Raw genomic sequence first — 25438 nt, 5'->3', positions numbered from 1 at the left:
TCCTCATAACATTCGTGGGGGTGCGATGGCACGTCATTACGCCACCGCGTTTCAATCAATTCAGTCGCGTACCGGGCCCGGAGCCAGGACTTCACGCGAACCGTTGGTGTTCATGGACGTCACGACCCCGGCCATTTCCATGGCCTCGATCATGCGCGCGGCGCGGTTGTAGCCGATTTTCAGCTTGCGCTGAACCGCAGAGATGGACGCTCGACGGCTTTCCAGTACGAACTGCACCGCTTCGTCGTAGAGCGCATCGGATTCACTGTCTTCGTCGCCACCGCTGCCACCGTCAAAGCCACTACCCGGCTCTTCGACACCGGCGAGAATCTCGTCGTTGTATTCCGGTGCACCACGCAGTTTCCAGGCTTCGACCACCCGGTGAACTTCGTCATCGGACACAAAGGCACCGTGGACACGAATCGGCAGACTGGTGCCCGGCGGCATGTAAAGCATGTCACCGTGGCCCAGCAGTTGTTCGGCGCCGCCCTGGTCGATGATGGTCCGCGAGTCGATCTTGCTCGACACCTGGAACGCCATACGCGTCGGAATGTTGGCCTTGATCAGACCGGTGATCACATCAACCGACGGCCGCTGGGTCGCGAGGATCAAGTGGATACCGGCAGCACGGGCCTTCTGGGCGATACGGGCGATCAGTTCTTCAACCTTCTTGCCGACGATCATCATCATGTCGGCGAATTCGTCCACCACCACGACAATCGTCGGCAGCTTGGTCAGCAGCGGCGCTTCGTCGTGAATGCTTTCGCGCTTGTACAACGGATCGGTCAACGGCGTACCGGCGTCCTGGGCTTCCTTGACCTTGGCATTGAAGCCCGACAGGTTTCGCACGCCCATTTTCGCCATCAGTTTGTAGCGACGTTCCATCTCCGCCACGCTCCAGCGCAGGGCGTTGGCGGCGTCCTTCATGTCGGTCACGACCGGGCACAACAGGTGCGGAATGCCTTCGTAGATCGACAGCTCAAGCATTTTCGGGTCAATCATGATCAGCTTGGCGTCTTCCGGGCCGGACTTGAACAGGATTGACAGGATCATCGCGTTCACGCCCACCGATTTACCGGAACCGGTCGTACCGGCTACCAGCAAGTGAGGCATTTTCGCCAGGTCAGTGATGACCGGCTTGCCCCCAATGTCGTGCCCCAGGGCCAAAGTAACCGGCGACTTGAAGTTGTCGTACTCGGGGGTCGACAGCACTTCGGAGAAGCGCACGATCTGGCGGTCTTCGTTGGGGATCTCGATACCGACGGTGGTCTTGCCCGGAATCACTTCCACCACACGCACGCTGGTCACGGCCAGGGAACGTGCCAGGTCTTTCGCCAGGTTGGAGATGCGGCTGACCTTGACGCCGGCCGCTGGCTGGATTTCGTATCGGGTAATCACCGGGCCCGGGTGAATCGAGTCCACCGAGACTTCGACGCCAAATTCCTTGAGCTTGATTTCCAGCAAGTGGCCAACCGCCGCCAGGGATTCAGGCGAGTAATTGAGCTGTTTCTTTTCTGCCGGGTCGAGAATCGAGATCGGCGGCAAGGTGCCTTCGACGGCACTGTCGACGAACAGCGGCGCCTGTTTCTCTTTTTCCACGCGCTTGCTGGGCGCCGACGGCTTGGGCGGCGCTGGGGCAATCACCGGCGGCACCTGCTTCTCGCGGTCCGACATGTGTTTGCTCAGGGCCTGCTCACGTTCGATCAGGCGTTCCTTGACCTTGGCCTGCTCGCGTTTGTCGGTGACGGTCGGCGCCACCACGTCATGGACGCGGTCGTCGACTTCACGCAGTTGGGCGACCAGTTGCTTGCGTTCGGTGCGGGCGGCCCACCAGCGGTTGGCCGCGCCCTGGAACAGTTCGAACAGGTCGAGAGTGATCTTGCCGGTGAGGTCCATCACTTTGAACCACGACAGGTCGGTGAACACCGTCAGGCCAAACAGGAACAACGCGATGAACACCAGCGTACTGCCCTGGATATTCAGGGCGTTCCTGGCCAGATCACCGAGGCTTTCGCCCAAAGCGCCGCCAGCGCCGGCCGGCAGACCGGTCGCGGCGTGGAAATGGATATGGGCCAGTGCCGCGCCCGACAGCACCAGAAACACCAGGCCGATCAGGCGCCAGGAGAACAGCCAGCCGCTCCACTCCCACTGCTCGTGGCGTTGACGGAAGATTTGATATGCCTTGATCGCCAGCAACAGCGGGAAGATGTAGGCGAAGTAACCCAACACCATGAACAGGATATCGGCGCTGTAGGAGCCGACCGGTCCGCCGAAGTTCTGCACATCGTCGATCTTGCTGTTATGGCTCCAGCCCGGATCGTCCTTGCCGTAGGTCAACAAGGCCATCATCAGGAACAGGCACAAGCCGCCGATGGCGATCAATGCACCTTCCTTGAGCCGGTAGTGCAATTGCTGGCGCCAGAGCGGAACGACTGTTTTTGGTGCTGCGGTGGATTTCTTCAAAACGCTTCTTTTCCTGCGCCAATGGCGCGTCCATCTGTTGAATGACTATAAAAAACTGCCCAATCCAGGCAGGTAAAAAAGATAACAGGTGTAACTGGGACTACTTTTAACACTACGCTCCGGTTTTTATAAACACGGCGCGCACCGCTTATTTTATTACAAGCACTGTAACAGGCAGGCATTGTACGGGTTTGTTCGTCCGATGCCATGCTTGAAACCCAAGGTGTAGCATAGCCAACAGCGGTTCAATTTGAGCATGCATTCTCTTTTGTGACAAAGGCTTATGAGGTGTTTTTATGAGCGAAGCGAAGCATTCCCGCCTGATCATTCTGGGTTCCGGCCCTGCCGGTTACAGCGCAGCCGTTTATGCCGCCCGCGCCAACCTCAATCCCGTTGTCATTACCGGCATACAGGCAGGTGGCCAGCTCACCACCACGGTCGAAGTCGACAACTGGCCCGGTGATGTCGAAGGTCTCACCGGCCCGGTGCTGATGGAACGCATGCAAAAACACGCCGAGCGTTTTCACACAGTGATCGTCTACGACCACATCCACACTGCCAAGTTGCAACAGCGCCCGTTCGAACTCATCGGCGACAGCGGCACTTACACCTGTGATGCGCTGATTATCGCCACCGGCGCCTCGGCGCAATACCTGGGACTGCCATCGGAAGAGACATTTGCCGGCAAAGGGGTATCGGCCTGCGCGACGTGCGACGGTTTCTTCTACCGCAATCAGGTGGTCGCAGTCGTTGGCGGCGGCAACACGGCAGTTGAAGAAGCGCTGTACCTGTCAAACATCGCCAAGGAAGTTCACCTGATTCACAGGCGCGACAAGTTGCGCTCGGAGAAGATTCTTCAGGACAAGCTCTTCGAAAAAGCCGCCAAAGGCAATATCCGCCTGCACTGGAACCAGAATCTGGATGAAGTGCTGGGTGATGCCCGTGGTGTGACCGGCGCCCGCCTGCGGGACAGCCACACTGGCGAAACCAGTGAATTGTCGCTGACCGGCGTGTTCATCGCTATTGGCCACAAACCCAACACCGATCTGTTCGAGGGTCAGCTGAAAATGCGTGACGGCTATCTGCTGGTCAAGGGTGGCAGTGAAGGCGATGCTACCAGCACCGAAATTGCAGGCGTGTTTGCCGCCGGTGACGTGGCCGATCACGTTTACCGCCAGGCCGTGACTTCTGCCGGGGCCGGCTGCATGGCCGCGCTGGACGCCGAGAAGTATCTCGACGACATTCCAGTCGTTTGACGGCACACTTCACGGTGGGCCCACCCGCCCACCACCGCCCTCCCCTTCTGCAAGCCCGGATGCCATGCTGACTTGGTTACAACGCAACACCCTGACCTTCCCGCCCCTGGAAAAAGCCATGCGCGATCCCAACGGGCTGTTAGCCGCGGGCGGCGATCTGTCCGCCGATCGTCTGATTCAGGCCTATCGCCACGGCTGTTTTCCGTGGTTCTCGGAAGGCCAGCCGATTCTCTGGTGGTCGCCGGATCCACGCACCGTACTGTTTCCCGACGAACTGCATGTCTCGCGCAGCCTGAACAAATTGCTGCGCCAGCAACGCTATCAAGTGACCTTTGATCAGGATTTTGCCGCGGTCATCTGCGCTTGCGCCGCACCTCGGGATTACGCCGATGGCACCTGGATCACAGAAGCCATGCAGAACGCCTACCTCGAGCTGCACAGGCGCGGCTACGCCCATTCGGTGGAAGTCTGGGACCAAGGCGAACTGATCGGCGGGCTCTATGGCCTGGCGATGGGTCAGCTGTTTTTCGGCGAGTCCATGTTCAGCCGCGCCGATAACGCCTCAAAATATGGCTTTGCCACACTGGTCCGACATCTGAAAGACTCAGGCTTTGTGCTGATCGACTGCCAGATGCCTACCGACCATCTGCACAGCCTCGGCGCCCGAGCGATTCCTCGCAGCGAGTTTGCCGACTACCTTGCGCAGCATCTGGATCAACCCAGCCGGGCAACCTGGGTTTGCTGAGCGACTTTTGCCCGTGTGGCTTACACTTAATTCAAAAGCTTATCCCGAGGGTTGATCATGACCGAGTTGGCGCGTTTGAAGTTTTATGCCACTCAGCCCCACTCTTGCAGTTATCTGCCCGAGGAGCAGGCCACGACCTTGTTCCTCGACCCTAGTCAGCCCATGGATGTGCATGTCTATGCAGACCTGTCTGAAATGGGTTTCCGTCGTAGCGGCGATCATCTTTACCGGCCTCATTGCCAGAATTGCAATGCGTGCGTACCGGCGCGCATCCCTGTGGCGCAATTTTCGCCCAACCGCCAGCAGAAACGCATCTTCAAACGCAACGTCGACCTGCAGGTGCGCCCTGGCAGGCCGCAATTCAGCGAAGAGTATTTCGACCTTTATCAGCGGTATATCGAACAGCGTCACGCCGATGGCGATATGTACCCGCCGAGTCGCGATCAGTTTGCGACGTTCCTGGTGCGTGACCTGCCGTTTTCCCGTTTCTACGAATTCCGCCTCGAAGGACGACTGGTGGCGGTGGCCGTCACCGACTTGCTGCCGAACGGCCTGTCGGCGGTTTACACCTTCTACGAGCCCACCGAAGAACGCCGCAGCCTGGGGCGTTATGCGATTCTCTGGCAAATCGCCGAGGCTCAGCGTCTGGGGCTGGAAGCCGTCTATCTGGGCTATTGGATCAAAAACTGCAAAAAGATGAGCTACAAGACTCAATATCGCCCTATCGAACTGCTGATTAATCAGCGCTGGGTCATCCTGAACTAGAGCAAGCCGTAAACCCCTTGGCTTAAACCCCATTTTTCGGGCACAATGCACGCCGCTTTTGCCTGGCGCAGTTGCACCGGGCCATTCATTGGACACCGAGGGCTTTACTGCATGTCGAAAGAAGACAGCTTCGAAATGGAAGGCACTGTCGTCGACACCCTGCCCAACACCATGTTTCGTGTGGAGTTGGAAAATGGGCACGTCGTAACCGCGCATATCTCCGGCAAGATGCGCAAGAACTACATTCGTATTCTTACCGGCGACAAAGTGCGCGTCGAGCTGACGCCCTATGACTTGAGCAAAGGGCGCATCACTTACCGCGCTCGCTAATCAAGTCAATACAAAACGCCCGGTTTATGCCGGGCGTTTTTGTTTGTCTGCGATTTGGTGGGGCTCTTTAGTTTATGGTGTATATCCGTTGCTGCGGTTAGGGCTTCTGGCGGCTTCGCTCTTACAGCGACTCACTTTTCCAGACGCCGAAAAGCAAGCAAAAGACTTCGCCCCGGCGTACGGCGCCTCGCTAAAGCTCCGCGCTCCCTCGCTACAGTATCCATCAGGGGACATCGCCTACGGTCTGCTTCGCGACGACTTCCTCTCGATGTGTTCGGCTTCGCCGAACGGCGCTACGCGCCTAACCCCCTGATGAACACCTACGCTCGGCCTGCCGAAGGGGCGAGAGATCAAAAGCAGAATCAAGATCTAAAGCCACAGCCACAGCAAGATCAAAAGATCGCAGCCTCGTTTCACTCGACAGCTCCTACAGGGGATGGGTGTACACCCGCCCTCCACCACTCAACAGGCCGAGCGTCAGCTCGCCTGCAGCTCTTGATCTTGCTTTGCCCGCCCTATATCGGGAGGCTGAGTGGAGGTATTCATCTGGGGGGGCAGGTGCGCAGCGCCGTTCGACGCAGTCGAACACATCGAGAGGAGGTTGAAGCGAAGCCAACCGGAGGCGATGCCCCCAGGGCGAAACCCTAAGTAGCCGTTACCGCAGCAACGGATATACACCTAAATCTCAAGCATAAAAAAGGCGCCCGAAGGCGCCTTTTGCTTTACAGCAACAACCGTCAGGCCATTTCAGCCGTGGTCTCGAAGTCGAAGGTCAGCTCGCCGTCCTTGAGATCGATGTGAACCACACCACCATGGTCGGCCAGTTCGCCAAAGAGAATCTCTTCCGCCAGCGGACGCTTGATCTTGTCCTGAATCAAACGCGCCATTGGTCGAGCACCCATTGCCGTGTCGTAGCCTCCCGCTGCCAGCCAGCTGCGCGCCGCGTCCGTCACTTCCAGCTGCACGCGTTTGTCTTCCAGCTGCGCCTGAAGCTCGGTAAGGAACTTGTCCACCACGCTTTTGATGACCTCATGACTGAGGCGACCAAACTGGATAATGGTGTCCAGACGGTTGCGGAACTCTGGCGTGAAGCTCTTCTTGATCACCTCCATCGCATCGGACGAGTGGTCCTGATGGGTGAAACCGATCGAAGCGCGAGCGGCCGTTTCGGCACCGGCGTTGGTCGTCATGATGACGATCACGTTACGGAAGTCCGCCTTGCGCCCATTGTTATCGGTCAGCGTACCGTGGTCCATGACCTGCAGCAGCAGGTTGAAGACTTCCGGATGCGCCTTCTCGATCTCATCGAGCAACAGCACGCAGTGAGGCTGCTTGGTGATGGCTTCGGTCAGCAGACCGCCCTGGTCGAAGCCGACATAGCCTGGAGGCGCACCGATCAGACGCGATACAGTGTGGCGCTCCATGTACTCGGACATGTCGAAACGAACCAGTTCGATGCCCAATGCCTTGGCCAGCTGACGCGCCGCTTCGGTTTTACCGACACCGGTCGGCCCTGCGAACAGGAACGATCCGACTGGCTTGTCAGGCGACTTGAGGCCGGCACGGGACAGTTTGATCGCGGTCGACAACGAGTCGATCGCGGCATCCTGGCCAAATACCGTCAGCTTCAGGTCACGCTCAAGGTTACGCAGCAACTCTCTGTCAGAGCTATTGACGTGCTTGGGCGGAATCCGCGCGATTTTCGCAACGATGTCCTCGACCTGAGGCACTTCGATGCGTTTCACGCGTTTCTCGATCGGCTGCAGGCGCTGGTAGGCGCCCGCCTCGTCGATGACGTCAATGGCTTTGTCCGGCATGTGCCGGTCATTGATGTACCGCGAGGCCAGTTCAGCCGCCGCACGCAACGCTTCATCGCTGTATTCGATGCCGTGGTGCGTTTCGAAACGCCCTTTCAGGCCGCGCAGGATGCTGATGGTGTCTTCCACCGACGGCTCCGACACATCGACCTTCTGAAAGCGCCGAGCCAGGGCCCGATCCTTCTCGAAGATCCCGCGGAATTCCTGGAACGTGGTCGAACCGATGCAACGGATATCACCCGACGACAGCAGCGGCTTGAGCAGGTTCGAGGCATCCATGACCCCACCGGAAGCGGCACCCGCACCAATGATGGTGTGGATTTCGTCGATGAACAGGATCGCCTGCGGACGTTTTTTCAGCTCATTGAGCAACGCCTTGAAGCGCTTCTCGAAATCGCCGCGGTATTTTGTACCGGCCAGCAAGGCCCCCAGATCGAGGGAATAGACCACGCTGTTGGCCAGCAAGTCCGGCACCTGGTTGTCGACAATGCGCTTGGCCAGGCCTTCGGCAATCGCGGTTTTACCCACGCCTGCCTCACCCACCAGCAACGGATTGTTTTTGCGACGACGCGCCAGGATCTGCGCGACGCGCTCGACTTCCAGCTCACGGCCTACCAATGGATCGATACGACCCTGGCGCGCGAGCTCGTTGAGGTTGCTGGCATAAGCATCCAGAGGATTGCCTGAAGAAGAAGACTCACCGCCCTCGTCGTCCTGCATATCTTGCTCACCTTCAGAGTGATCGCCATGCCCCGGCACTTTGGAAATGCCGTGTGCGATGTAGTTGACGACATCGATGCGCGCAACGCTCTGCTGTTTCAGCAGGAACACTGCCTGACTCTCTTGCTCACTGAAGATCGCGACCAGTACGTTGGCGCCAGTCACTTCGCGTTTGCCCGAGCTCTGTACGTGAAAGACAGCACGTTGCAGAACACGCTGGAAGCCCAGGGTTGGCTGGGTCTCACGATCCTCGTCATGAACGGGGATCAATGGCGTGGTGGAGTCGATGAACTCCTGCAGATCGTGCTTGAGTTTGTCGAGGTTTGCGCCGCAGGCACGCAAAACGGTGGCGGCAGCCTCATTGTCCAATAGGGCCAGCAGGAGGTGTTCGACGGTCATGAATTCATGACGTTTCGATCGAGCCTCCTTGAAGGCAAGATTGAGGGTGACTTCGAGCTCGCGGTTTAACATAGCTTCACCTCATACCCAAGTGGTCGGCGATTAACCGTCCTTCTCGATTTCACAGAGTAGCGGATGCTGGCTTTCCCTGGCGTACTGGTTGACCTGCATGGCCTTAGTCTCGGCGATGTCGCGGGTAAACACTCCACATACTGCCCGTCCTTCTGTGTGGACGGCCAGCATGACCTTGGTCGCCAGCTCGCGATTCAGGTTAAAAAACACCTCGAGCACTTCGACGACGAAATCCATCGGTGTGTAGTCATCATTAAACAAAACCACCTTGTACATCGGCGGCGCCTGTAAAGCAGGCTTGGCCTCCTGAACAGCAATGCCTGCGGAATCGTCGTCGTGTTCCTCCGGATGATCTTTTTGGAGAGTCGGGCGATCCTGATTGAATGTTAGTCGAATCTGGCTGATTGCATGCATGGAAAGAAAGGTTCGTCAGTTGTGCGAATACAGTGGTGGGGGCGGCCATCGTCGATTTCAACTCCGAATGCCTGGTCACCTTGACTATCGGCAAAACGGTGTTACAACCAATAGAGCCCACAGTGGGTAAAAAAGGTCCGCGGAGTCAATCTTATTTCCAGGAAATGACTGCGGATGAACTGGATGATACTCCAGTGATGGAGTCTGTTGCAGAGGGATATGGGTATGTCAGGCGTCAAGGTCAGCGGCAAGGTCAAATGGTTCAACAATGCCAAGGGTTACGGCTTCATCAATGAGGAAGGCAAGAGCGAAGATCTGTTCGCCCACTACTCGGCCATCCAGATGGACGGCTATAAAACCCTGAAAGCCGGGCAAGCCGTCGTCTTTGAGATCATTCAGGGCCCAAAAGGCCTGCATGCCGTGAACATCAGCGCACCTGTTGATGCTCAGGCAGTCACCGCTCCCGCTGGTGAACAGACCGTTACGGCCTGAGATCGTACTTACCATCCAGTCATAAAAAAGCCGCCCGACTCAATCACTTGAGTCGGGCGGCTTTTTTTAGGCTTGAGAGCGTATTACCTGGATTTCGCTTACATGTGCGAAATCAGCGCATCACCAAACGCGGACGAAGACAGCAGTTTCGCGCCCTCCATCAGACGTTCGAAGTCATAGGTCACGGTCTTGGCGGAAATTGCGCCGTTGGTGCCCTTGATGATCAGGTCAGCCGCTTCGGTCCAGCCCATGTGACGCAGCATCATCTCTGCGGACAGGATCAGGGAACCCGGGTTGACCTGGTCCTTGCCAGCGTATTTAGGCGCAGTACCGTGGGTCGCTTCGAACATCGCAATGGTGTCAGACAGGTTGGCACCCGGTGCGATACCGATACCGCCCACTTCCGCCGCCAGGGCGTCGGAGAGGTAGTCGCCGTTCAGGTTCAGGGTCGCGATCACATCGTATTCGGCCGGGCGCAGCAGGATCTGCTGGAGCATGGCGTCAGCGATGGCGTCTTTGACGATAACGTTCTTGCCGGTTTTCGGGTTTTTGAACTGCATCCAAGGACCGCCATCGAGCAGGGTCGCGCCGAACTCTTCAGCCGCCACTTCGTAGGCCCATTCCTTGAAGGCACCTTCGGTGAACTTCATGATGTTGCCTTTGTGCACGATGGTCAGCGAGTCACGGTCGTTGTCGACCACATACTGCAGCGCTTTTCGCGCCAGACGCTTGGTGCCTTGCAGCGAAACCGGCTTGATGCCGATACCGCAGTTTTCGTCGAAACGGATCTTGGTGACGCCCATTTCATCTTTAAGGAACTTGATGACTTTGGTCGCTTCCGGCGAGCCGGCTTTCCACTCGATACCGGCGTAGATGTCTTCCGAGTTCTCACGGAAGATCGTCATGTCGACGTCGCCTGGCTTCTTGACCGGGCTAGGCACGCCTTCGAACCAGCGCACAGGGCGCAGGCAGACATAAAGGTCGAGTTGCTGACGCAGGGCCACGTTCAGGGAACGAATGCCGCCACCGACCGGGGTGGTCAGAGGGCCCTTGATGGAAACCACGTAATCCTTGACCGCGTCCAGGGTTTCCTGAGGTAGCCAGGTGTCCTGATCGTAAACCTGAGTCGCTTTTTCCCCGGCGTAGACTTCCATCCAGGAAATTTTGCGCTCGCCGCCGTAAGCCTTCTTAACAGCAGCATCGACAACCTTGATCATGACCGGGCTGATATCAACGCCAATACCATCGCCTTCGATGAAGGGGATGATCGGGTTGTTAGGAACATTGAGAGAATGGTCCGCGTTGACGGTGATTTTGTCGCCGACTGCTGGAACCTGAATCTTCTTGTATCCCATGCTGAACTCCATTGTTTGGATTGAACATCTGGCTTCGTTCGAGCGTACCCCAGTTAAATCGGCACGCAAACCCTATGTTCCAACCATCTGCCGCAAAGCTGCACAGTTCGCGGCGTACAAGCCTGAAAGCAAAGGGAAAAGCGCCAAACTCAAGCACGGTGCAAGACTCTACGCCCCACTCGCCCCTGCGACCTTTAGACCAATGGACGACAATCGTTGCCTATGAACCATCGGCAGATTGCCAGCTACCTATGTATAATGCCGCCCGCTGACCACAGAGTCACGACGGCCGACCTCTCTATTACGAGGCTTTGGGCCTGAAAAAGCCGGGCTGTTATCGCAGCCCACCTGCTTGCCGCTCGACTGATGCACCCAACATCACCGCGCACAAACCTCGACATTCGGCTCATGGATGGCTTTGAACGAACGCGCTTACCCGGCGCCCCTCGAGTTTCTGCGCACGCTTTAGCAAAGAAGAGAGAGTTAATCCGAATATGCCCACCCGCTCGAAGATCATCTATACCTTCACCGACGAAGCCCCAGCCCTCGCCACCTATTCACTGTTGCCTATCGTAGAGGCCTTCACCGCCTCCGCTGATATCGCCGTGGAAACCCGCGATATCTCTCTTGCAGGGCGCATCCTGGCCAGCTTCCCCGAGCAATTGGGTGACAAAGCCGTAGCCGACCACCTCGCCGAACTGGGCGACCTGGCCGTTACGCCTGAAGCCAACATCATCAAACTGCCGAACATCAGCGCTTCGGTTCCGCAACTGATCGCCGCGATCAAAGAACTGCAAGCCCAGGGCTTCGCACTGCCGGACTACCCGGAAACCGTGAACAGCGACGCCGACAAGCTCGCCAAATCGCGTTACGACAAGATCAAGGGCAGCGCCGTAAACCCGGTTCTGCGCGAAGGCAACTCCGATCGTCGTGCACCGCTATCGGTCAAGAACTACGCGCGCAAGCACCCGCACAAAATGGGCGCCTGGGCTGCGGACTCCAAGTCCCACGTCGCGCACATGAGCACCGGCGATTTCTACGGTAGCGAAAAAGCTGCCCTGATCGACGCCGCTGACGCCGTCAAAATCGAACTGATCGCTCAAGACGGCACCACCACCGTCCTGAAAGAAAAAACCACCGTACAAGCCGGTGAGATCCTCGATTGCGCGGTCATGAGCAAAAACGCTCTGCGCAGCTTCATCGCTGCCGAGATCGAAGACGCTAAAGCCAAAGGCGTGCTGCTGTCGGTTCACCTGAAAGCCACCATGATGAAGGTCTCCGACCCGATCATGTTCGGCCAGATCGTTGCCGAGTTCTACAAAGACGCACTGGCCAAGCACGCTGAAGTGCTGGCGCAGATCGGCTTCAACCTGAACAACGGCATCGGCGACCTGTACGCTCGCATCAAGGCTTTGCCGACTGAGCAGCAAGCGCAGATCGAAGCGGACATCCAGGCGGTCTACGCCGTTCGTCCGTCGCTGGCCATGGTCAACTCCGATAAAGGCATCACCAACCTGCACGTGCCGAGCGACGTTATCGTCGACGCCTCGATGCCAGCGATGATCCGTGACTCCGGCAAAATGTGGGGCACTGACGGTAAGCTGCACGACACCAAGGCTGTGATCCCAGATCGCTGCTACGCCACCATCTACCAGGCGGTGATCGAAGACTGCAAGCTGCACGGCGCCTTCGACCCTACCACCATGGGCAGCGTGCCAAACGTTGGCCTGATGGCGAAAAAAGCCGAAGAGTACGGCTCGCACGACAAGACTTTCCAGATCAAGGCCAACGGCGTGGTTCGGGTTTCCGATGGCGCTGGCCGCACCCTGCTGGAACAGTCCGTTGAAGCCGGCGACATCTTCCGCATGTGCCAGACCAAAGACGCGCCGATCCAGGACTGGGTCAAACTGGCCGTCAACCGTGCTCGCGCAAGCGCAACTCCAGCGATCTTCTGGCTGGACCCAATGCGCGCTCACGATGGCGTTGTGATCGAGAAAGTTCAGGCTTACCTGAAGGATCACGACACGTCCGGCCTGGACATCCGCATCATGTCGCCAGTCGACGCGATGGCGTTCACCCTGGGTCGCACTCGCGAAGGCAAGGACACCATCTCGGTGACCGGCAACGTACTGCGCGACTACCTGACCGACCTGTTCCCGATCATGGAACTGGGCACCAGCGCCAAGATGCTGTCGATCGTTCCGCTGATGAACGGCGGCGGTCTGTTCGAAACCGGCGCCGGCGGTTCGGCACCGAAGCACGTTCAGCAACTGCTGGAAGAGAACTTCCTGCGTTGGGATTCCCTGGGTGAGTTCCTGGCTCTGGCCGCTTCCCTCGAGCACCTGGGTGTTACATACAACAACCCTAAAGCGCTGGTGCTGGCCAAGACCCTGGATCAGGCCACCGGCCAGTTCCTGGACAACAACAAGTCGCCATCGCGCAAAGTCGGCAACATCGACAACCGCGGCAGCCACTTCTACCTGGCGCTGTACTGGGCTCAGGCCCTGGCGGCCCAGATCGAAGACACTGCACTGCAAGCGCAGTTCGGCGAACTGGCCAAGACCCTGACCGAGAACGAAGCAACCATCGTTGCCGAGCTCAACGCCGTTCAGGGCAAGCCAGTGGACATCGGCGGTTACTACCACGCCAATGCCGAGCTGATCAGCAAGGCCATGCGCCCAAGCAACACCTTCAACGCCGCGATCGCTGCGCTGGTTTAAGGTTGTAAGGATGCAAAGAAGCCCCGGCCCTGCGCCGGGGTTTCTGTTTCTGGCACACATCCAATGTGAACACCGCTCCCACATTGATCTTTGTTCCAACATAGAAAATCGAGGAAGCTTCATGGATTGGCTACCCCACATCACCGTCGCCACCATCGTCGAAGACAACGGCCGTTTCCTGATGGTCGAAGAATCCAAGGGCGGACGAACGGTGCTCAACCAGCCCGCCGGCCATCTGGACCCGGACGAAACCCTGATCGAGGCCGCCGTGCGCGAAACCCTCGAGGAAACCGGCTGGGACGTCGAGCCGACCGGCGTGGTGGGCATTTACCTCTACACCGCCCCGAGCAATGGCGTGACTTATCAGCGGGTCTGCTTCACCGCAAAACCGCTCAAGCATCACCCCGACTATCAGCTGGACGACGGCATCGTCGGCGCAAAATGGCTGACGCGTGACGAACTGCTGGCACAGCGCGCAAACTGGCGCAGTGAGCTGATCATCCGCTGTATTGATGATTATCTGGACGGCAAACTCTTCGGCCTCGAACTGATCCGCCCTTCTCTTTAGCCTTGCGGGCTTCGGCCTGTTAGAATCGCGTCCTTTTTCAAGACACTCATTGAATCCCTATGCGTGATCCAGCCCCTTCTGACACACAAAAGAAGCGCGTCATTGTCGGCATGTCCGGCGGCGTGGACTCTTCCGTTTCCGCTCTCCTGCTGATCGAGCAGGGTTATGAGGTGGAAGGCCTGTTCATGAAGAACTGGGAAGAAGACGATGGAACGCAATACTGCACCGCCATGGATGACCTGGCGGACGCCCAGGCCGTGTGCGACAAGATTGGCATCAAGCTGCACACCGCCAACTTCGCCGCCGAGTACTGGGACAACGTGTTCGAGCACTTCCTGGCCGAATACAAGGCCGGTCGCACGCCGAACCCGGACATCCTCTGCAACCGCGAGATCAAGTTCAAGGCGTTCCTCGACTACGCCATGATGCTCGGCGCCGACCTGATCGCCACCGGTCACTACGTGCGCCGCCGCGACATCGATGGCCGCACCGAACTGCTCAAGGGCCTGGACCCGAACAAGGACCAGAGCTACTTCCTGCACGCCGTCGGCGGTGAACAGATTGCCAAGACCCTGTTCCCGGTCGGCGAGCTGGAAAAACCCGAAGTGCGCGCGATTGCCGAGAAACACGAACTCGCCACCGCGAAGAAAAAAGATTCCACCGGGATCTGCTTTATCGGCGAGCGCCGTTTCAGCGACTTCCTCAAACAATACCTGCCGGCCCAGCCAGGCGAGATCAAGACCACCGAAGGTGAAGTCATTGGCCGTCACCACGGCTTGATGTATCACACCATCGGCCAGCGTCAGGGCCTGGGCATCGGCGGCTTGAAAGACGCCGGTGACGAGCCGTGGTACGTGCTGATCAAGGACCTGGAACACAACGAATTGATCGTTGGCCAGGGCAATGATCACCCGTACTTGTTCTCCCGCGCCCTGCTCGCCTCGGACATCTATTGGGTCAACCCGATCGACCTGAGCGAACCACGCCGATTGACCGCCAAAGTCCGCTATCGCCAGAGCGATCAACCCTGCACGCTGGAAAAGACCGCCACCGGCTACCGCGCAACCTTCGATGACCCGCAACGCGCGGTTACCCCTGGCCAGTCCGTGGTGTTCTATGACGGCGAAATCTGCCTCGGCGGCGGCGTGATTGAAATTGCCGAACCGTGGACAAGCAAGGGTACTCCTCAAGGCGAGCAGCAATGAGCCCGACTCAGGAGCAACTGACGGCACTGGGCGGCGTGTTCCTCGCCGCCGTGCTGGTCGACAAGATCGCCAAGACCGGCCAGACCGCCGAAGCCGGCCTGACGTGCATGCTCGGCAGCCTGCTGATTCGCGACCCCAAGGACACCCTGGAAGTCTACGGCGGCGACGACATCAATCTGCGTGAAGGTTACCGCGCACTGATCGGCGCCCTGGAACGTGACCCAAGCACCCTTCAGCGCGAGCCGCTGCGCTATGCGCTGGCGATGCTCGGCCTGGAGCGTCAGTTGGCCAAGCGCAACGACATGCTGGACGAGATCGGCAAGCGTTTGCCGCAGATTCAGTCCCAGGTCGAGCACTTCGGTCCGGCTCACGAAAACGTCATTGCAGCGTGCGGTGCGCTGTACCAGGACACCCTGAGCACCCTGCGCCAGCGAATTCAGGTCCATGGCGACATGCGCAACCTGCAGCAACCGAGCAACGCTTCGAAAATCCGCGCCCTGTTACTGGCCGGGATTCGATCGGCGCGCCTGTGGCGGCAGCTGGGCGGTCATCGCTGGCAGCTGGTGATCAGCCGTCGCAAGTTGCTGAAAGAGCTTTACCCGCTGATGCGCAGCAGCTGAACCGCGCCCGCAAGACCTTTTGTAATTTGTAACGCGTAAGACGCTGGTCAGTTGGCAACGGACCGGCGGAATTTTTCATGTATGATACGCGCCCCATTTCGTTGCCCGACTGTCCGAGAACACCCCATGCAGCTTTCTTCGCTCACTGCGGTTTCCCCTGTTGACGGCCGCTACGCCGGCAAAACCCAGGCCCTGCGCCCAATTTTCAGCGAATACGGCCTGATCCGTGCTCGCGTTCTGGTTGAAGTGCGCTGGCTCCAGCGCCTGGCCGCTCACCCTGGTATCAGCGAAGTGCCGGCGTTCTCCGCCGAAGCCAACGCTGTGCTGAACACCCTGGCGGAAAACTTCGCTCTGGAGCACGCCGAGCGCGTCAAAGAGATCGAGCGCACCACTAACCACGACGTCAAAGCCATCGAATACCTGCTCAAAGAGCAAGCGGCCAAGCTGCCGGAACTGGCTGCTGTCAGCGAATTCATCCACTTTGCCTGCACCAGCGAGGACATCAACAACCTGTCCCACGCCCTGATGCTGCGCGAAGGCCGCGATGACGTGATGCTGCCGCTGATGCGCCAGACTGCCGAAGCCATCCGCGAACTGGCCATCCGTTTCGCTGACGTGCCGATGCTGTCGCGCACCCACGGTCAACCGGCTTCGCCGACCACCCTGGGCAAAGAGCTGGCGAACGTGGTTTACCGTCTGGAGCGTCAAATCGCTCAAGTCGCTGCCGTTCCGCTGCTGGGCAAGATCAACGGCGCAGTCGGCAACTACAACGCTCACCTGTCGGCCTACCCTGAGATCGATTGGGAAGAGAACGCCCGCGCCTTCATCGAAGACGAGCTGGGCCTGGGCTTCAACCCGTACACCACGCAGATCGAACCGCACGACTACATCGCCGAGCTGTTCGACGCGATCGCACGCTTCAATACTATCCTGATCGACTTCGACCGCGACATCTGGGGCTACATCTCCCTGGGCTATTTCAAACAGCGCACCATCGCTGGCGAAATCGGTTCGTCGACCATGCCGCACAAGGTCAACCCGATCGACTTCGAGAACTCCGAAGGCAACCTGGGCATCGCCAACGCACTGTTCCAGCACTTGGCGAGCAAGCTGCCAATTTCCCGCTGGCAGCGCGACCTGACCGACTCCACCGTCCTGCGCAACCTCGGTGTCGGCTTCGCCCACAGCGTGATCGCGTACGAAGCAAGCCTCAAGGGCATCAGCAAACTGGAGCTCAACGCCCAGAAGATTGCTGCCGACCTGGACGCGTGCTGGGAAGTATTGGCCGAGCCAATCCAGACCGTGATGCGTCGCTACAACATCGAAAACCCGTACGAAAAACTGAAAGAGTTGACCCGTGGCAAGGGCATCAGCCCTGAAGCACTGCAAACTTTCATCGACGGTCTGGACATGCCAGCCGCCGCGAAGGCCGAGCTGAAACTGCTCACCCCGGCGAACTACATCGGTAACGCTGTAGAGCAAGCCAAGCGCATCTGATCGACCGCTTTACCCGTTTGAGACGCCCGGCAGCGCCGGGCGTTTTTATTCCCGTCTGAAAAGTGCATTTTTTCAATAGGTTACACATGAATCCTGACATTCCTCTTCAACTTCTGGGCGGCATCACGGCGCGCGAATTCCTGCGCGACTACTGGCAGAAAAAACCCCTGCTGATCCGTCAGGCGATTCCTGAATTCGAAAGCCCGATCGACGCCGACGAACTGGCCGGCCTGGCGCTGGAAGAAGAAGTCGAATCGCGCCTGGTGATCGAGCACGGCGAACGCCCCTGGGAATTGCGCCGCGGCCCGTTCGCCGAAGACGAATTCAGCAAATTGCCGGAACGCGACTGGACCCTGCTGGTTCAAGCGGTCGACCAATTCGTGCCGGAAGTCGCTGAGCTGCTGGAAAACTTCCGCTTCCTGCCGAGCTGGCGCGTCGATGACGTGATGATCAGTTTCGCCGCCCCAGGTGGCAGCGTCGGCCCGCACTTCGATAACTACGATGTGTTCCTGCTGCAAGGCCACGGCAAGCGCAACTGGAAAATCGGCCAGATGTGCGATTCCGAGAGCAAGCTGCTGCCACACGCGGACCTGCGCATCCTCGCCGACTTCGAAGCCACCGATGAGTGGGTTCTGGAACCGGGTGACATGCTCTACCTCCCGCCGCGCCTGGCCCATTGCGGCGTCGCGATTGATGACTGCATGACCTACTCGGTCGGCTTCCGCGCGCCGAGCGCCTCTGAAGTGCTGACTCACTTCACCGACTTCCTCAGCCAGTTCCTGACTGACGAAGAGCGCTACACCGACGCCGATGCCCTGCCGGCGGTCGATCCGCACCAGATTCAGCACGACGCCCTTGATCGCCTGAAAGCTTTGCTGGCCGAGCACATGAGCGACGAGCGCCTGCTGCTGACCTGGTTCGGCCAGTACATGACCGAGCCGCGCTACCCGGAACTGGTAGTCGGCCCGGAAGAAATCGAAGAAGAAGACTTCCTCGCCAGCCTCGAACAAGGCGCCGTGCTGATCCGCAACCCTAGCGCACGCATGGCCTGGTCCGAAGTCGATGACGACTTGCTGTTGTTCGCCAGCGGCCAGAGCCGTTACCTGCCGGGCAAACTGCGCGAACTGCTGAAGCTGATCTGCGCCGCTGACGCCCTGCACACAGACAACCTCGGTGACTGGTTGAGCGACGAAGACGGCCGCGGCTTGCTGTGCGAGCTGGTCAAACAAGGCAGCCTGGGGTTTGCTGATGAATAAAATCCACGTTCGTGTCGCAGACTGGCAGAAGGATATCGCCGAGATACGGCGCATTCGTGAGACGGTGTTCATCGCCGAGCAATCCGTTCCGCCTGAACTGGAATGGGATGCCGATGACGCTACAGCGGTGCATTTCCTCGCTTTCGAAGGCGATTTTCCGATTGGCACTGCCCGCCTGCTGCCCGATGGACACATCGGCCGGGTGTCGGTGCTCAAGGACTGGCGCGGTTTGAAAGTAGGCGATGCGCTGATGCAAGCGGTGATCGGTGAAGCCGATAAGCGCGGGCTGAAGCAGCAGATGCTGAGCGCACAGGTACAAGCCACGGCGTTCTATGAGCGTTTGGGCTTTAGCCTGGTCAGTGAGGAATTCCTGGAAGCAGGCATTCCGCATGTGGACATGGTAAGGCACTCGGCCTGACACCGCGATGGCGACCTCGAGAACACCACAAAACGCCCCGCCATCCTCGGATGCCGGGGCGTTTTGCTGTCTACGATTCAACTTGCCCCACGCCGGGCCGACAAACTGGCAATATCAACACTTCAAGATGTCGGAGATAACGGATATGTCCCTACGCACCCTGCTCACCACGCTGCTGCTGACCTGTGGTTTTTCGGTCATCGCCGCCACCGAGATCGTGCCGCTGAACTACCGCACCAGCGACGACATGCTGCCGATGGCGCAGAATTTCATCGGCAAGGACGGCCAGGTCAGCGCCTACGGAAATCAACTAATCGTCAACGCCGATCAGCGCAAGATCGACGAACTTAAGACCCTGATTTCCCAACTCGACGTCGCCGCCAAGCGCCTGCTGATCACTGTCGACACCAACGAGAACAACTTCCAGGGCGATCAGGGTTACTCGGTAAATGGCGCCAATCCAAGTCAGACCCGCATCATCAACCGCAGCACCGACAGCCGTGACGGCGGGATCCAGCAGATCCAGGCCAGCGAAGGGGCTCCGGCACTGATCCAGGTCGGCCAGAGCGTTCCGCTCACCAGCACTCAGACCGATTCCTACGGCGATCTGCGAAGCCAGACCGAATACCGCAACGTCACCCAGGGTTTCTACGTCACGGCCAGCGTTACCGGCGACATCGTTCACCTTGCGATCAGCACCAATCGTGACCGCATGAGCCAGGAACGTCCCGATGTAGTGAATGTGCAAAGTACCGACACAACTGTCACGGGGCGACTGGGCGAATGGATCACCCTGGCCGGCGTGAACCGCCAGACTCAGGCCGACAAACAGGGCCAGACCCGCAGCTACTCGACTCAGGGCCGCGATGACATGACCCTGCGGGTGAAAGTCGATACTTTGGACTAAACCACCGAAAACTGACTGATTAGTCGTATTAGACCAAAGATGTAGTGCTTAAAAAAAAGCACTACAAAACGTTTGACGATACAAAAAAGCAAAGGCATGATGGCCTCGCTCCCGCTAATCAGGGGTCCTGGCAAGGGCCTTCGAGGCGCCGTTCGCACCTACCCCGCGAGCCGCTTCGTGTCTGTACCGCCCACAAGGTGTGTTTGACGAGGTTGCCGACTGGAACGAAGTTGTCCCGAGGGACGGAAGCGTAATTAGGTAACCCGGCTCCACACTGAAGTTCGTACCAAGGCCCACGACGCCCGAATGCGCTCGCCAGTCCGCCCTTACCTGCTCACTTCCCCTCGAGCCCATCGTTCATCCCGTCGCCATCCCCGCCGAATCCGACTTGACCACCTAAGCTTCTGGTCAGCGAGCAGCCTTTTACGCCCCTTTGAAATGCGTAATTGGCAGGAGCAGGAATTTTCCACCCCAGACCTATGCGACGAGGTTTATCTCCATGGCACTGACACGCGAACAGCAAATTGCAGCCCTCGAAAAAGATTGGGCTGAAAACCCACGCTGGAAAGGCGTGACACGCGCTTACTCCGCTGCTGACGTCGTCCGCCTGCGTGGCTCGGTTCAACCTGAGCACACCTTTGCAAAATTGGGCGCCGAGAAGCTTTGGAACCTGGTAACCCAGGGCGCCAAGCCGTCCTTCCGTCCTGAGAAAGATTTCGTCAACTGCATGGGCGCCCTGACCGGCGGCCAGGCTGTACAGCAAGTTAAAGCCGGTATCCAGGCGATCTACCTGTCGGGCTGGCAAGTCGCTGCGGACAACAACTCCGCCGAATCGATGTACCCGGACCAGTCCCTGTACCCGGTGGATTCGGTTCCAACCGTGGTCAAGCGCATCAACAACTCGTTCCGTCGCGCTGACCAGATCCAGTGGAAAGCCGGCAAAGGCCCGGGCGACGAGGGCTACATCGACTACTTCGCTCCAATCGTGGCGGACGCTGAAGCCGGTTTCGGCGGCGTACTGAACGCTTACGAGCTGATGAAGAGCATGATCGAAGCAGGCGCCGCCGGCGTTCACTTCGAAGACCAACTGGCTTCCGTTAAAAAATGCGGCCACATGGGCGGCAAGGTACTGGTTCCTACCCAGGAAGCTGTACAGAAGCTGACCGCTGCTCGTCTGGCGGCTGACGTTGCCGGTACTCCGACCATCATCCTGGCCCGTACCGACGCTAACGCAGCCGACCTGCTGACTTCCGATTGCGACCCGTACGACCAGCCGTTCGTGACTGGCGAACGTACCCAGGAAGGCTTCTACAAAGTGCGCGCCGGTCTCGACCAAGCGATCGCTCGCGGCCTGGCTTACGCGCCGTACGCCGACCTGATCTGGTGCGAAACTGCCAAGCCGGATCTGGACGAGGCTCGTCGCTTCGCTGAAGCGATCAAAAAGGAATACCCGGACCAACTGCTGTCGTACAACTGCTCGCCTTCTTTCAACTGGAAGAAAAACCTGGACGACGCAACCATCGCCAAGTTCCAGCGCGAACTGTCCGCCATGGGTTACAAGCACCAGTTCATCACCCTGGCCGGCATTCACAACATGTGGCACAGCATGTTCAACCTGGCGCACGACTACGCCCGTAACGACATGACTGCCTACGTGAAGCTGCAAGAGCAAGAGTTCGCTGACGCTGCCAAGGGTTACACCTTCGTGGCTCACCAGCAGGAAGTGGGCACCGGCTACTTCGACGACATGACCACTGTGATTCAAGGTGGCTCGTCTTCGGTAACCGCGCTGACCGGTTCGACTGAAGAAGAACAGTTCCACTGATCTGCTTCACCTGAGCAAACGGCCGTTGCGGACCGAATAGAAAGCTAACCGCAACGCCGCACATCTGACGCCCCGACTGGTTCGGGGCGTTTTTTTTGCCTGCGACTCAACAACCACCGCCGAACCCTGTGTGAGCGAGCTTGCTCGCGATAGCGGAATGTCAGTCAGTACAACTGCGACTGGACGGCCGCCATCGCGAGCAAGCTCGCTCCCACATGGATCAGATAACCGCGAGAAAATCATTGATCCAGAGCAGTTTTTCGATCAGGAAAAGAAGGTAAAACTACCCCGAGCGCTACTTGCAGTAACGCGCATATATGACAACTTTCTGGCCACCCACCCGTTAAACAGTTTAAAAACCACCTCAAACAATATTGATTATCATTTGACCACAACTATGTTCGTTACATTCCCTACAAAACATAATTGATGAAAAGCCGGCAAATGCCCGAAACGCATGGGCTACAGGGTTTTGGAGGTGCGCTATGTCCTTATTCCTATAAATAATTTCGCTATTGGAATTTTACTTGCACGGTGTTGTGCCATAAAATCAGCGGGATTGATTGCTGCGACATATCGTCACTGCTTTGTTTCTTTTCAAGCTCAGAGACCTTTGCTCTCTGTTAAGGATTACCAGCATGCCCGAAGCGACAGGACTCATGGCCCACAACTGGGGCTTTGCCATTTTCCTTCTGGGCGTTGTCGGCCTCTGCGCCTTCATGCTCGGCGTCTCCAGCCTCCTCGGGTCAAAAGCCTGGGGCCGCAGCAAAAACGAACCGTTCGAATCCGGCATGCTGCCTACAGGTGGCGCCCGCTTGCGGCTCTCAGCCAAATTCTATCTGGTCGCGATGCTCTTCGTGATCTTCGATATCGAAGCCCTCTTTCTCTTTGCCTGGTCTGTGTCCGTCCGCGAAAGCGGCTGGACCGGATTCGTCGAAGCTCTCGTTTTCATAGCAATTCTGTTGGCAGGTCTTGTCTACCTGTTCCGAGTGGGCGCCCTTGACTGGGCTCCGGAAGCTCGTCGCAAGCGGCAGGCGAAGCTGAAACAATGAGGCTTTGGCAATGCAATACAATCTCACCAGGATCGACCCCGATGCTCCTAACGAGCAGTATCCGATTGGCGAACGGGAAACCGTTTCCGATCCGTTAGAAGATCAAGTCCACAAAAACATTTTCATGGGCAAGCTCGAAGACGTGCTTAACGGCACGATCAACTGGGGGCGCAAGAACTCCCTGTGGCCGTACAACTTCGGTCTTTCGTGCTGCTACGTGGAAATGACCACCGCCTTCACGGCGCCCCATGACATCGCGCGCTTTGGCGCAGAGGTTATCCGGGCATCGCCGCGTCAGGCGGATTTCATGGTTATCGCCGGTACCTGCTTCATCAAGATGGCGCCGATCATTCAGCGTCTCTACGAGCAAATGCTCGAACCTAAATGGGTTATCTCCATGGGTTCGTGCGCCAACTCCGGTGGCATGTACGACATCTACTCTGTCGTTCAAGGGGTGGACAAGTTCCTGCCCGTGGACGTCTACGTGCCTGGCTGCCCGCCCCGCCCTGAAGCTTTTCTGCAAGGCTTGATGCTCTTGCAAGAGTCGATTGGACAGGAGCGTCGTCCGCTTTCCTGGGTCGTCGGCGATCAAGGCGTATACCGCGCCGAGATGCCTTCGCAAAAGGAACAGCGCCGCGAACAGCGAATCGCAGTCACCAACCTGCGCAGCCCCGACGAAGTCTGATCCAGATCTGCTTCTTTTATAGAACGAGACACTGGCTTCATTCTTTACGTTGACCGAAAGCGATAAATAACCATGACTACAGGCAGTGCTCTGTACATCCCGCCTTATAAGGCAGACGACCAGGATGTGGTCGTCGAACTGAACAACCGTTTTGGCCCCGAGGCGTTCACCGCCCAGCCTACCCGCACCGGCATGCCGGTGCTTTGGGTTGCCCGTGCCAAACTCGTCGAAGTCCTGACCTTCCTGCGTAACCTGCCCAAGCCGTACGTCATGCTCTATGACCTGCACGGCGTGGACGAGCGTCTGCGCACCAAGCGTCAAGGGCTGCCAAGCGGCGCCGACTTCACTGTGTTCTATCACTTGATGTCGATCGAACGTAATAGTGACGTAATGATCAAGGTCGCCTTGTCCGAGAGCGACCTCAGCGTGCCGACCGTGACCGGCATCTGGCCGAACGCCAACTGGTACGAGCGTGAAGTGTGGGACATGTACGGCATCAACTTTGCCGGTCACCCGCACCTGACCCGCATCATGATGCCGCCGACCTGGGAAGGTCACCCGCTGCGCAAGGACTTCCCCGCCCGCGCCACCGAGTTCGACCCGTTCAGCCTGACCCTGGCCAAGCAACAGCTTGAGGAAGAAGCCGCGCGCTTCAAGCCTGAAGACTGGGGCATGAAGCGTTCCGGTGCGAACGAGGACTACATGTTCCTCAACCTCGGCCCTAACCACCCTTCCGCGCACGGTGCGTTCCGCATCATTCTGCAGCTGGATGGTGAAGAGATCGTCGATTGCGTACCGGACGTCGGTTACCACCACCGTGGTGCCGAGAAGATGGCCGAGCGTCAGTCCTGGCACAGTTTCATTCCGTACACCGACCGTATCGACTACCTCGGCGGCGTGATGAACAACCTGCCGTACGTGCTCTCGGTCGAGAAGCTGGCCGGCATCAAGGTGCCTGAGAAGGTCGACGTCATCCGTATCATGATGGCCGAGTTCTTCCGGATCACCAGCCACCTGCTGTTCCTGGGGACTTACATCCAGGACGTCGGCGCCATGACCCCGGTGTTCTTCACGTTCACCGACCGTCAGAAGGCGTACACGGTGATCGAAGCCATTACCGGCTTCCGTCTGCATCCGGCCTGGTACCGCATCGGTGGCGTCGCTCACGACCTGCCGCGCGGCTGGGAAAAACTGGTGAAAGACTTCATCGAGTGGATGCCAAAGCGTCTGGACGAATACCAGAAAGCCGCACTGGACAACAGCATCCTGCGGGGCCGGACCATCGGCGTCGCCGCCTACAACACCAAAGAAGCCCTGGAATGGGGCGTCACCGGTTCCGGCCTGCGTTCGACCGGTTGCGATTTCGACCTGCGTAAAGCTCGCCCGTACTCCGGTTACGAGAACTTCGAATTCGAAGTGCCGCTGGCGGCCAATGGCGATGCCTACGACCGTTGCATCGTGCGTGTCGAAGAAATGCGCCAAAGCCTGAAGATCATCGAGCAGTGCATGCGCAACATGCCGGAAGGCCCGTACAAGGCGGATCACCCGCTGACCACGCCGCCACCGAAAGAGCGCACCCTGCAGCACATCGAGACCCTGATCACGCACTTCCTGCAAGTTTCGTGGGGCCCGGTCATGCCGGCCAACGAATCCTTCCAGATGATCGAAGCGACCAAGGGCATCAACAGTTATTACCTGACGAGCGATGGCGGCACCATGAGCTACCGCACCCGGATTCGCACTCCAAGCTTCCCGCACCTGCAGCAGATCCCTTCGGTGATCAAAGGCAGCATGGTCGCGGACTTGATTGCGTACCTGGGTAGTATCGATTTCGTTATGGCCGACGTGGACCGCTAA

Annotated in this window: 22 protein-coding genes; 17 read left to right on the top strand and 5 right to left on the bottom strand. The window is 58.3% G+C overall.

Features of this window, described 5'->3' with window-relative positions; genetic code table 11:
* Nucleotides 1-60 precede the first annotated feature (60 nt).
* Nucleotides 61-2463, bottom strand: a complete 2403-nt coding sequence (gene ftsK / locus FQ187_RS16460; RefSeq protein ID WP_149630308.1) for a DNA translocase FtsK — start codon at nucleotides 2461-2463, stop codon at nucleotides 61-63.
* Nucleotides 2460-2672 (bottom strand): hypothetical protein, encoded by a 213-nt coding sequence (locus FQ187_RS29980; protein WP_178122730.1) that lies wholly within the window; start codon nucleotides 2670-2672, stop codon nucleotides 2460-2462. Before FQ187_RS29980 ends, ftsK begins: the two co-directional genes overlap by 4 nt.
* Nucleotides 2673-2759: 87 nt before the next feature.
* On the opposite strand from FQ187_RS29980, the gene trxB reads away from it, so the two are divergent.
* The 4 genes from trxB (at nucleotide 2760) to infA (ending at nucleotide 5559) form a co-directional block, all read left to right on the top strand.
* A complete protein-coding gene (gene trxB, locus FQ187_RS16455; protein ID WP_149630307.1) occupies nucleotides 2760-3719 on the top strand; it encodes a thioredoxin-disulfide reductase in 960 nt (319 codons plus the stop codon).
* 64 nt (nucleotides 3720-3783) lie between these two features.
* A complete protein-coding gene (gene aat / locus FQ187_RS16450) occupies nucleotides 3784-4464 on the top strand; it encodes a leucyl/phenylalanyl-tRNA--protein transferase (protein ID WP_149630306.1) in 681 nt (226 codons plus the stop codon).
* A 57-nt stretch (nucleotides 4465-4521) separates the two neighbouring features.
* Entirely contained in the window at nucleotides 4522-5229 is a 708-nt protein-coding gene (locus FQ187_RS16445) for an arginyltransferase (RefSeq protein WP_149630305.1), read from the top strand.
* Between the two features lie 111 nt (nucleotides 5230-5340).
* Nucleotides 5341-5559 carry a translation initiation factor IF-1 gene (gene infA, locus FQ187_RS16440; protein ID WP_002553999.1) on the top strand — a complete coding sequence of 73 codons (219 nt, stop codon included), beginning with the start codon at nucleotides 5341-5343 and terminating at the stop codon, nucleotides 5557-5559.
* Between the two features lie 737 nt (nucleotides 5560-6296).
* On the opposite strand, the gene clpA is transcribed toward infA, so the two are convergent.
* Together clpA and clpS are read right to left on the bottom strand one after the other, a co-directional pair.
* The gene (gene clpA / locus FQ187_RS16435; protein ID WP_129436903.1) at nucleotides 6297-8567 is read right to left on the bottom strand and encodes an ATP-dependent Clp protease ATP-binding subunit ClpA; all 2271 of its coding nucleotides are present in this window, start codon (nucleotides 8565-8567) and stop codon (nucleotides 6297-6299) included.
* Between the two features lie 30 nt (nucleotides 8568-8597).
* Nucleotides 8598-8981: an ATP-dependent Clp protease adapter ClpS gene (gene clpS, locus FQ187_RS16430; protein ID WP_034146919.1), complete on the bottom strand. Its 384-nt coding sequence runs from the start codon at nucleotides 8979-8981 to the stop codon at nucleotides 8598-8600.
* A gap of 225 nt (nucleotides 8982-9206) precedes the next feature.
* On the opposite strand from clpS, the gene cspD reads away from it, so the two are divergent.
* Nucleotides 9207-9473 (top strand): cold shock domain-containing protein CspD, encoded by a 267-nt coding sequence (cspD, locus tag FQ187_RS16425; protein ID WP_149630304.1) that lies wholly within the window; start codon nucleotides 9207-9209, stop codon nucleotides 9471-9473.
* A gap of 98 nt (nucleotides 9474-9571) precedes the next feature.
* On the opposite strand, the gene icd is transcribed toward cspD, so the two are convergent.
* On the bottom strand, nucleotides 9572-10828 hold the full coding sequence (gene icd / locus FQ187_RS16420) for an NADP-dependent isocitrate dehydrogenase (protein WP_008146904.1): 1257 nt from the start codon (nucleotides 10826-10828) through the stop codon (nucleotides 9572-9574).
* A gap of 494 nt (nucleotides 10829-11322) precedes the next feature.
* Between icd and FQ187_RS16410 the strand changes: the two genes are divergently transcribed.
* The 12 genes from FQ187_RS16410 (at nucleotide 11323) to nuoC (ending at nucleotide 25438) form a co-directional block, all read left to right on the top strand.
* Entirely contained in the window at nucleotides 11323-13548 is a 2226-nt protein-coding gene (locus FQ187_RS16410; protein ID WP_149630302.1) for an NADP-dependent isocitrate dehydrogenase, read from the top strand.
* Nucleotides 13549-13669: 121 nt separating this feature from the next.
* On the top strand, nucleotides 13670-14116 hold the full coding sequence (locus FQ187_RS16405; RefSeq protein ID WP_149630301.1) for an NUDIX hydrolase: 447 nt from the start codon (nucleotides 13670-13672) through the stop codon (nucleotides 14114-14116).
* Nucleotides 14117-14175: 59 nt separating this feature from the next.
* The gene (gene mnmA, locus FQ187_RS16400; RefSeq protein WP_149630300.1) at nucleotides 14176-15321 is read left to right on the top strand and encodes a tRNA 2-thiouridine(34) synthase MnmA; all 1146 of its coding nucleotides are present in this window, start codon (nucleotides 14176-14178) and stop codon (nucleotides 15319-15321) included.
* Nucleotides 15318-15941, top strand: a complete 624-nt coding sequence (gene hflD, locus FQ187_RS16395) for a high frequency lysogenization protein HflD (RefSeq protein WP_008146025.1) — start codon at nucleotides 15318-15320, stop codon at nucleotides 15939-15941. The genes mnmA and hflD overlap by 4 nt, the downstream gene beginning before the upstream one ends.
* Before the next feature lie 126 nt (nucleotides 15942-16067).
* Entirely contained in the window at nucleotides 16068-17438 is a 1371-nt protein-coding gene (purB, locus tag FQ187_RS16390; protein WP_027925117.1) for an adenylosuccinate lyase, read from the top strand.
* Between the two features lie 86 nt (nucleotides 17439-17524).
* Nucleotides 17525-18694 (top strand): cupin domain-containing protein, encoded by a 1170-nt coding sequence (locus FQ187_RS16385; RefSeq protein ID WP_149630299.1) that lies wholly within the window; start codon nucleotides 17525-17527, stop codon nucleotides 18692-18694.
* On the top strand, nucleotides 18687-19112 hold the full coding sequence (locus tag FQ187_RS16380) for a GNAT family N-acetyltransferase (protein WP_149630298.1): 426 nt from the start codon (nucleotides 18687-18689) through the stop codon (nucleotides 19110-19112). Before FQ187_RS16385 ends, FQ187_RS16380 begins: the two co-directional genes overlap by 8 nt.
* A gap of 145 nt (nucleotides 19113-19257) precedes the next feature.
* Entirely contained in the window at nucleotides 19258-20019 is a 762-nt protein-coding gene (locus FQ187_RS16375) for a secretin N-terminal domain-containing protein (RefSeq protein ID WP_149630297.1), read from the top strand.
* 499 nt (nucleotides 20020-20518) lie between these two features.
* A complete protein-coding gene (gene aceA, locus FQ187_RS16365; RefSeq protein ID WP_008032724.1) occupies nucleotides 20519-21844 on the top strand; it encodes an isocitrate lyase in 1326 nt (441 codons plus the stop codon).
* A gap of 638 nt (nucleotides 21845-22482) precedes the next feature.
* Nucleotides 22483-22896: an NADH-quinone oxidoreductase subunit A gene (locus tag FQ187_RS16360; protein WP_003223812.1), complete on the top strand. Its 414-nt coding sequence runs from the start codon at nucleotides 22483-22485 to the stop codon at nucleotides 22894-22896.
* A 10-nt stretch (nucleotides 22897-22906) separates the two neighbouring features.
* Nucleotides 22907-23581, top strand: a complete 675-nt coding sequence (locus tag FQ187_RS16355; RefSeq protein ID WP_008146035.1) for an NADH-quinone oxidoreductase subunit B family protein — start codon at nucleotides 22907-22909, stop codon at nucleotides 23579-23581.
* Nucleotides 23582-23653: 72 nt separating this feature from the next.
* Nucleotides 23654-25438 carry an NADH-quinone oxidoreductase subunit C/D gene (gene nuoC / locus FQ187_RS16350; protein WP_008146037.1) on the top strand — a complete coding sequence of 595 codons (1785 nt, stop codon included), beginning with the start codon at nucleotides 23654-23656 and terminating at the stop codon, nucleotides 25436-25438.

The organism is Pseudomonas sp. ANT_J28, from assembly GCF_008370005.1.
GTDB lineage: Bacteria > Pseudomonadota > Gammaproteobacteria > Pseudomonadales > Pseudomonadaceae > Aquipseudomonas > Aquipseudomonas frigoris.
Note: the sequence above shows the minus strand (reverse complement) of the source record. Positions and strands in the feature narration are given on the sequence as shown.

Excerpts from the sequence above, each read along its gene's own strand:
- aat (WP_149630306.1), top strand. The coding sequence starts at position 3,784 with ATGCTGACTTGGTTACAACGCAACACCCTGACCTTCCCGCCCCTGGAA.
- FQ187_RS16360 (WP_003223812.1), top strand. The coding sequence starts at position 22,483 with ATGCCCGAAGCGACAGGACTCATGGCCCACAACTGGGGCTTTGCCATT.
- mnmA (WP_149630300.1), top strand. The coding sequence starts at position 14,176 with ATGCGTGATCCAGCCCCTTCTGACACACAAAAGAAGCGCGTCATTGTC.
- cspD (WP_149630304.1), top strand. The coding sequence starts at position 9,207 with ATGTCAGGCGTCAAGGTCAGCGGCAAGGTCAAATGGTTCAACAATGCC.
- clpA (WP_129436903.1), bottom strand. The coding sequence starts at position 8,567 with ATGTTAAACCGCGAGCTCGAAGTCACCCTCAATCTTGCCTTCAAGGAG.
- nuoC (WP_008146037.1), top strand. The coding sequence starts at position 23,654 with ATGACTACAGGCAGTGCTCTGTACATCCCGCCTTATAAGGCAGACGAC.
- icd (WP_008146904.1), bottom strand. The coding sequence starts at position 10,828 with ATGGGATACAAGAAGATTCAGGTTCCAGCAGTCGGCGACAAAATCACC.
- FQ187_RS16410 (WP_149630302.1), top strand. The coding sequence starts at position 11,323 with ATGCCCACCCGCTCGAAGATCATCTATACCTTCACCGACGAAGCCCCA.
- FQ187_RS16375 (WP_149630297.1), top strand. The coding sequence starts at position 19,258 with ATGTCCCTACGCACCCTGCTCACCACGCTGCTGCTGACCTGTGGTTTT.
- purB (WP_027925117.1), top strand. The coding sequence starts at position 16,068 with ATGCAGCTTTCTTCGCTCACTGCGGTTTCCCCTGTTGACGGCCGCTAC.
- FQ187_RS16355 (WP_008146035.1), top strand. The coding sequence starts at position 22,907 with ATGCAATACAATCTCACCAGGATCGACCCCGATGCTCCTAACGAGCAG.
- aceA (WP_008032724.1), top strand. The coding sequence starts at position 20,519 with ATGGCACTGACACGCGAACAGCAAATTGCAGCCCTCGAAAAAGATTGG.
- trxB (WP_149630307.1), top strand. The coding sequence starts at position 2,760 with ATGAGCGAAGCGAAGCATTCCCGCCTGATCATTCTGGGTTCCGGCCCT.
- infA (WP_002553999.1), top strand. The coding sequence starts at position 5,341 with ATGTCGAAAGAAGACAGCTTCGAAATGGAAGGCACTGTCGTCGACACC.
- FQ187_RS29980 (WP_178122730.1), bottom strand. The coding sequence starts at position 2,672 with ATGGCATCGGACGAACAAACCCGTACAATGCCTGCCTGTTACAGTGCT.
- hflD (WP_008146025.1), top strand. The coding sequence starts at position 15,318 with ATGAGCCCGACTCAGGAGCAACTGACGGCACTGGGCGGCGTGTTCCTC.
- clpS (WP_034146919.1), bottom strand. The coding sequence starts at position 8,981 with ATGCATGCAATCAGCCAGATTCGACTAACATTCAATCAGGATCGCCCG.
- FQ187_RS16405 (WP_149630301.1), top strand. The coding sequence starts at position 13,670 with ATGGATTGGCTACCCCACATCACCGTCGCCACCATCGTCGAAGACAAC.
- FQ187_RS16380 (WP_149630298.1), top strand. The coding sequence starts at position 18,687 with ATGAATAAAATCCACGTTCGTGTCGCAGACTGGCAGAAGGATATCGCC.
- FQ187_RS16445 (WP_149630305.1), top strand. The coding sequence starts at position 4,522 with ATGACCGAGTTGGCGCGTTTGAAGTTTTATGCCACTCAGCCCCACTCT.
- FQ187_RS16385 (WP_149630299.1), top strand. The coding sequence starts at position 17,525 with ATGAATCCTGACATTCCTCTTCAACTTCTGGGCGGCATCACGGCGCGC.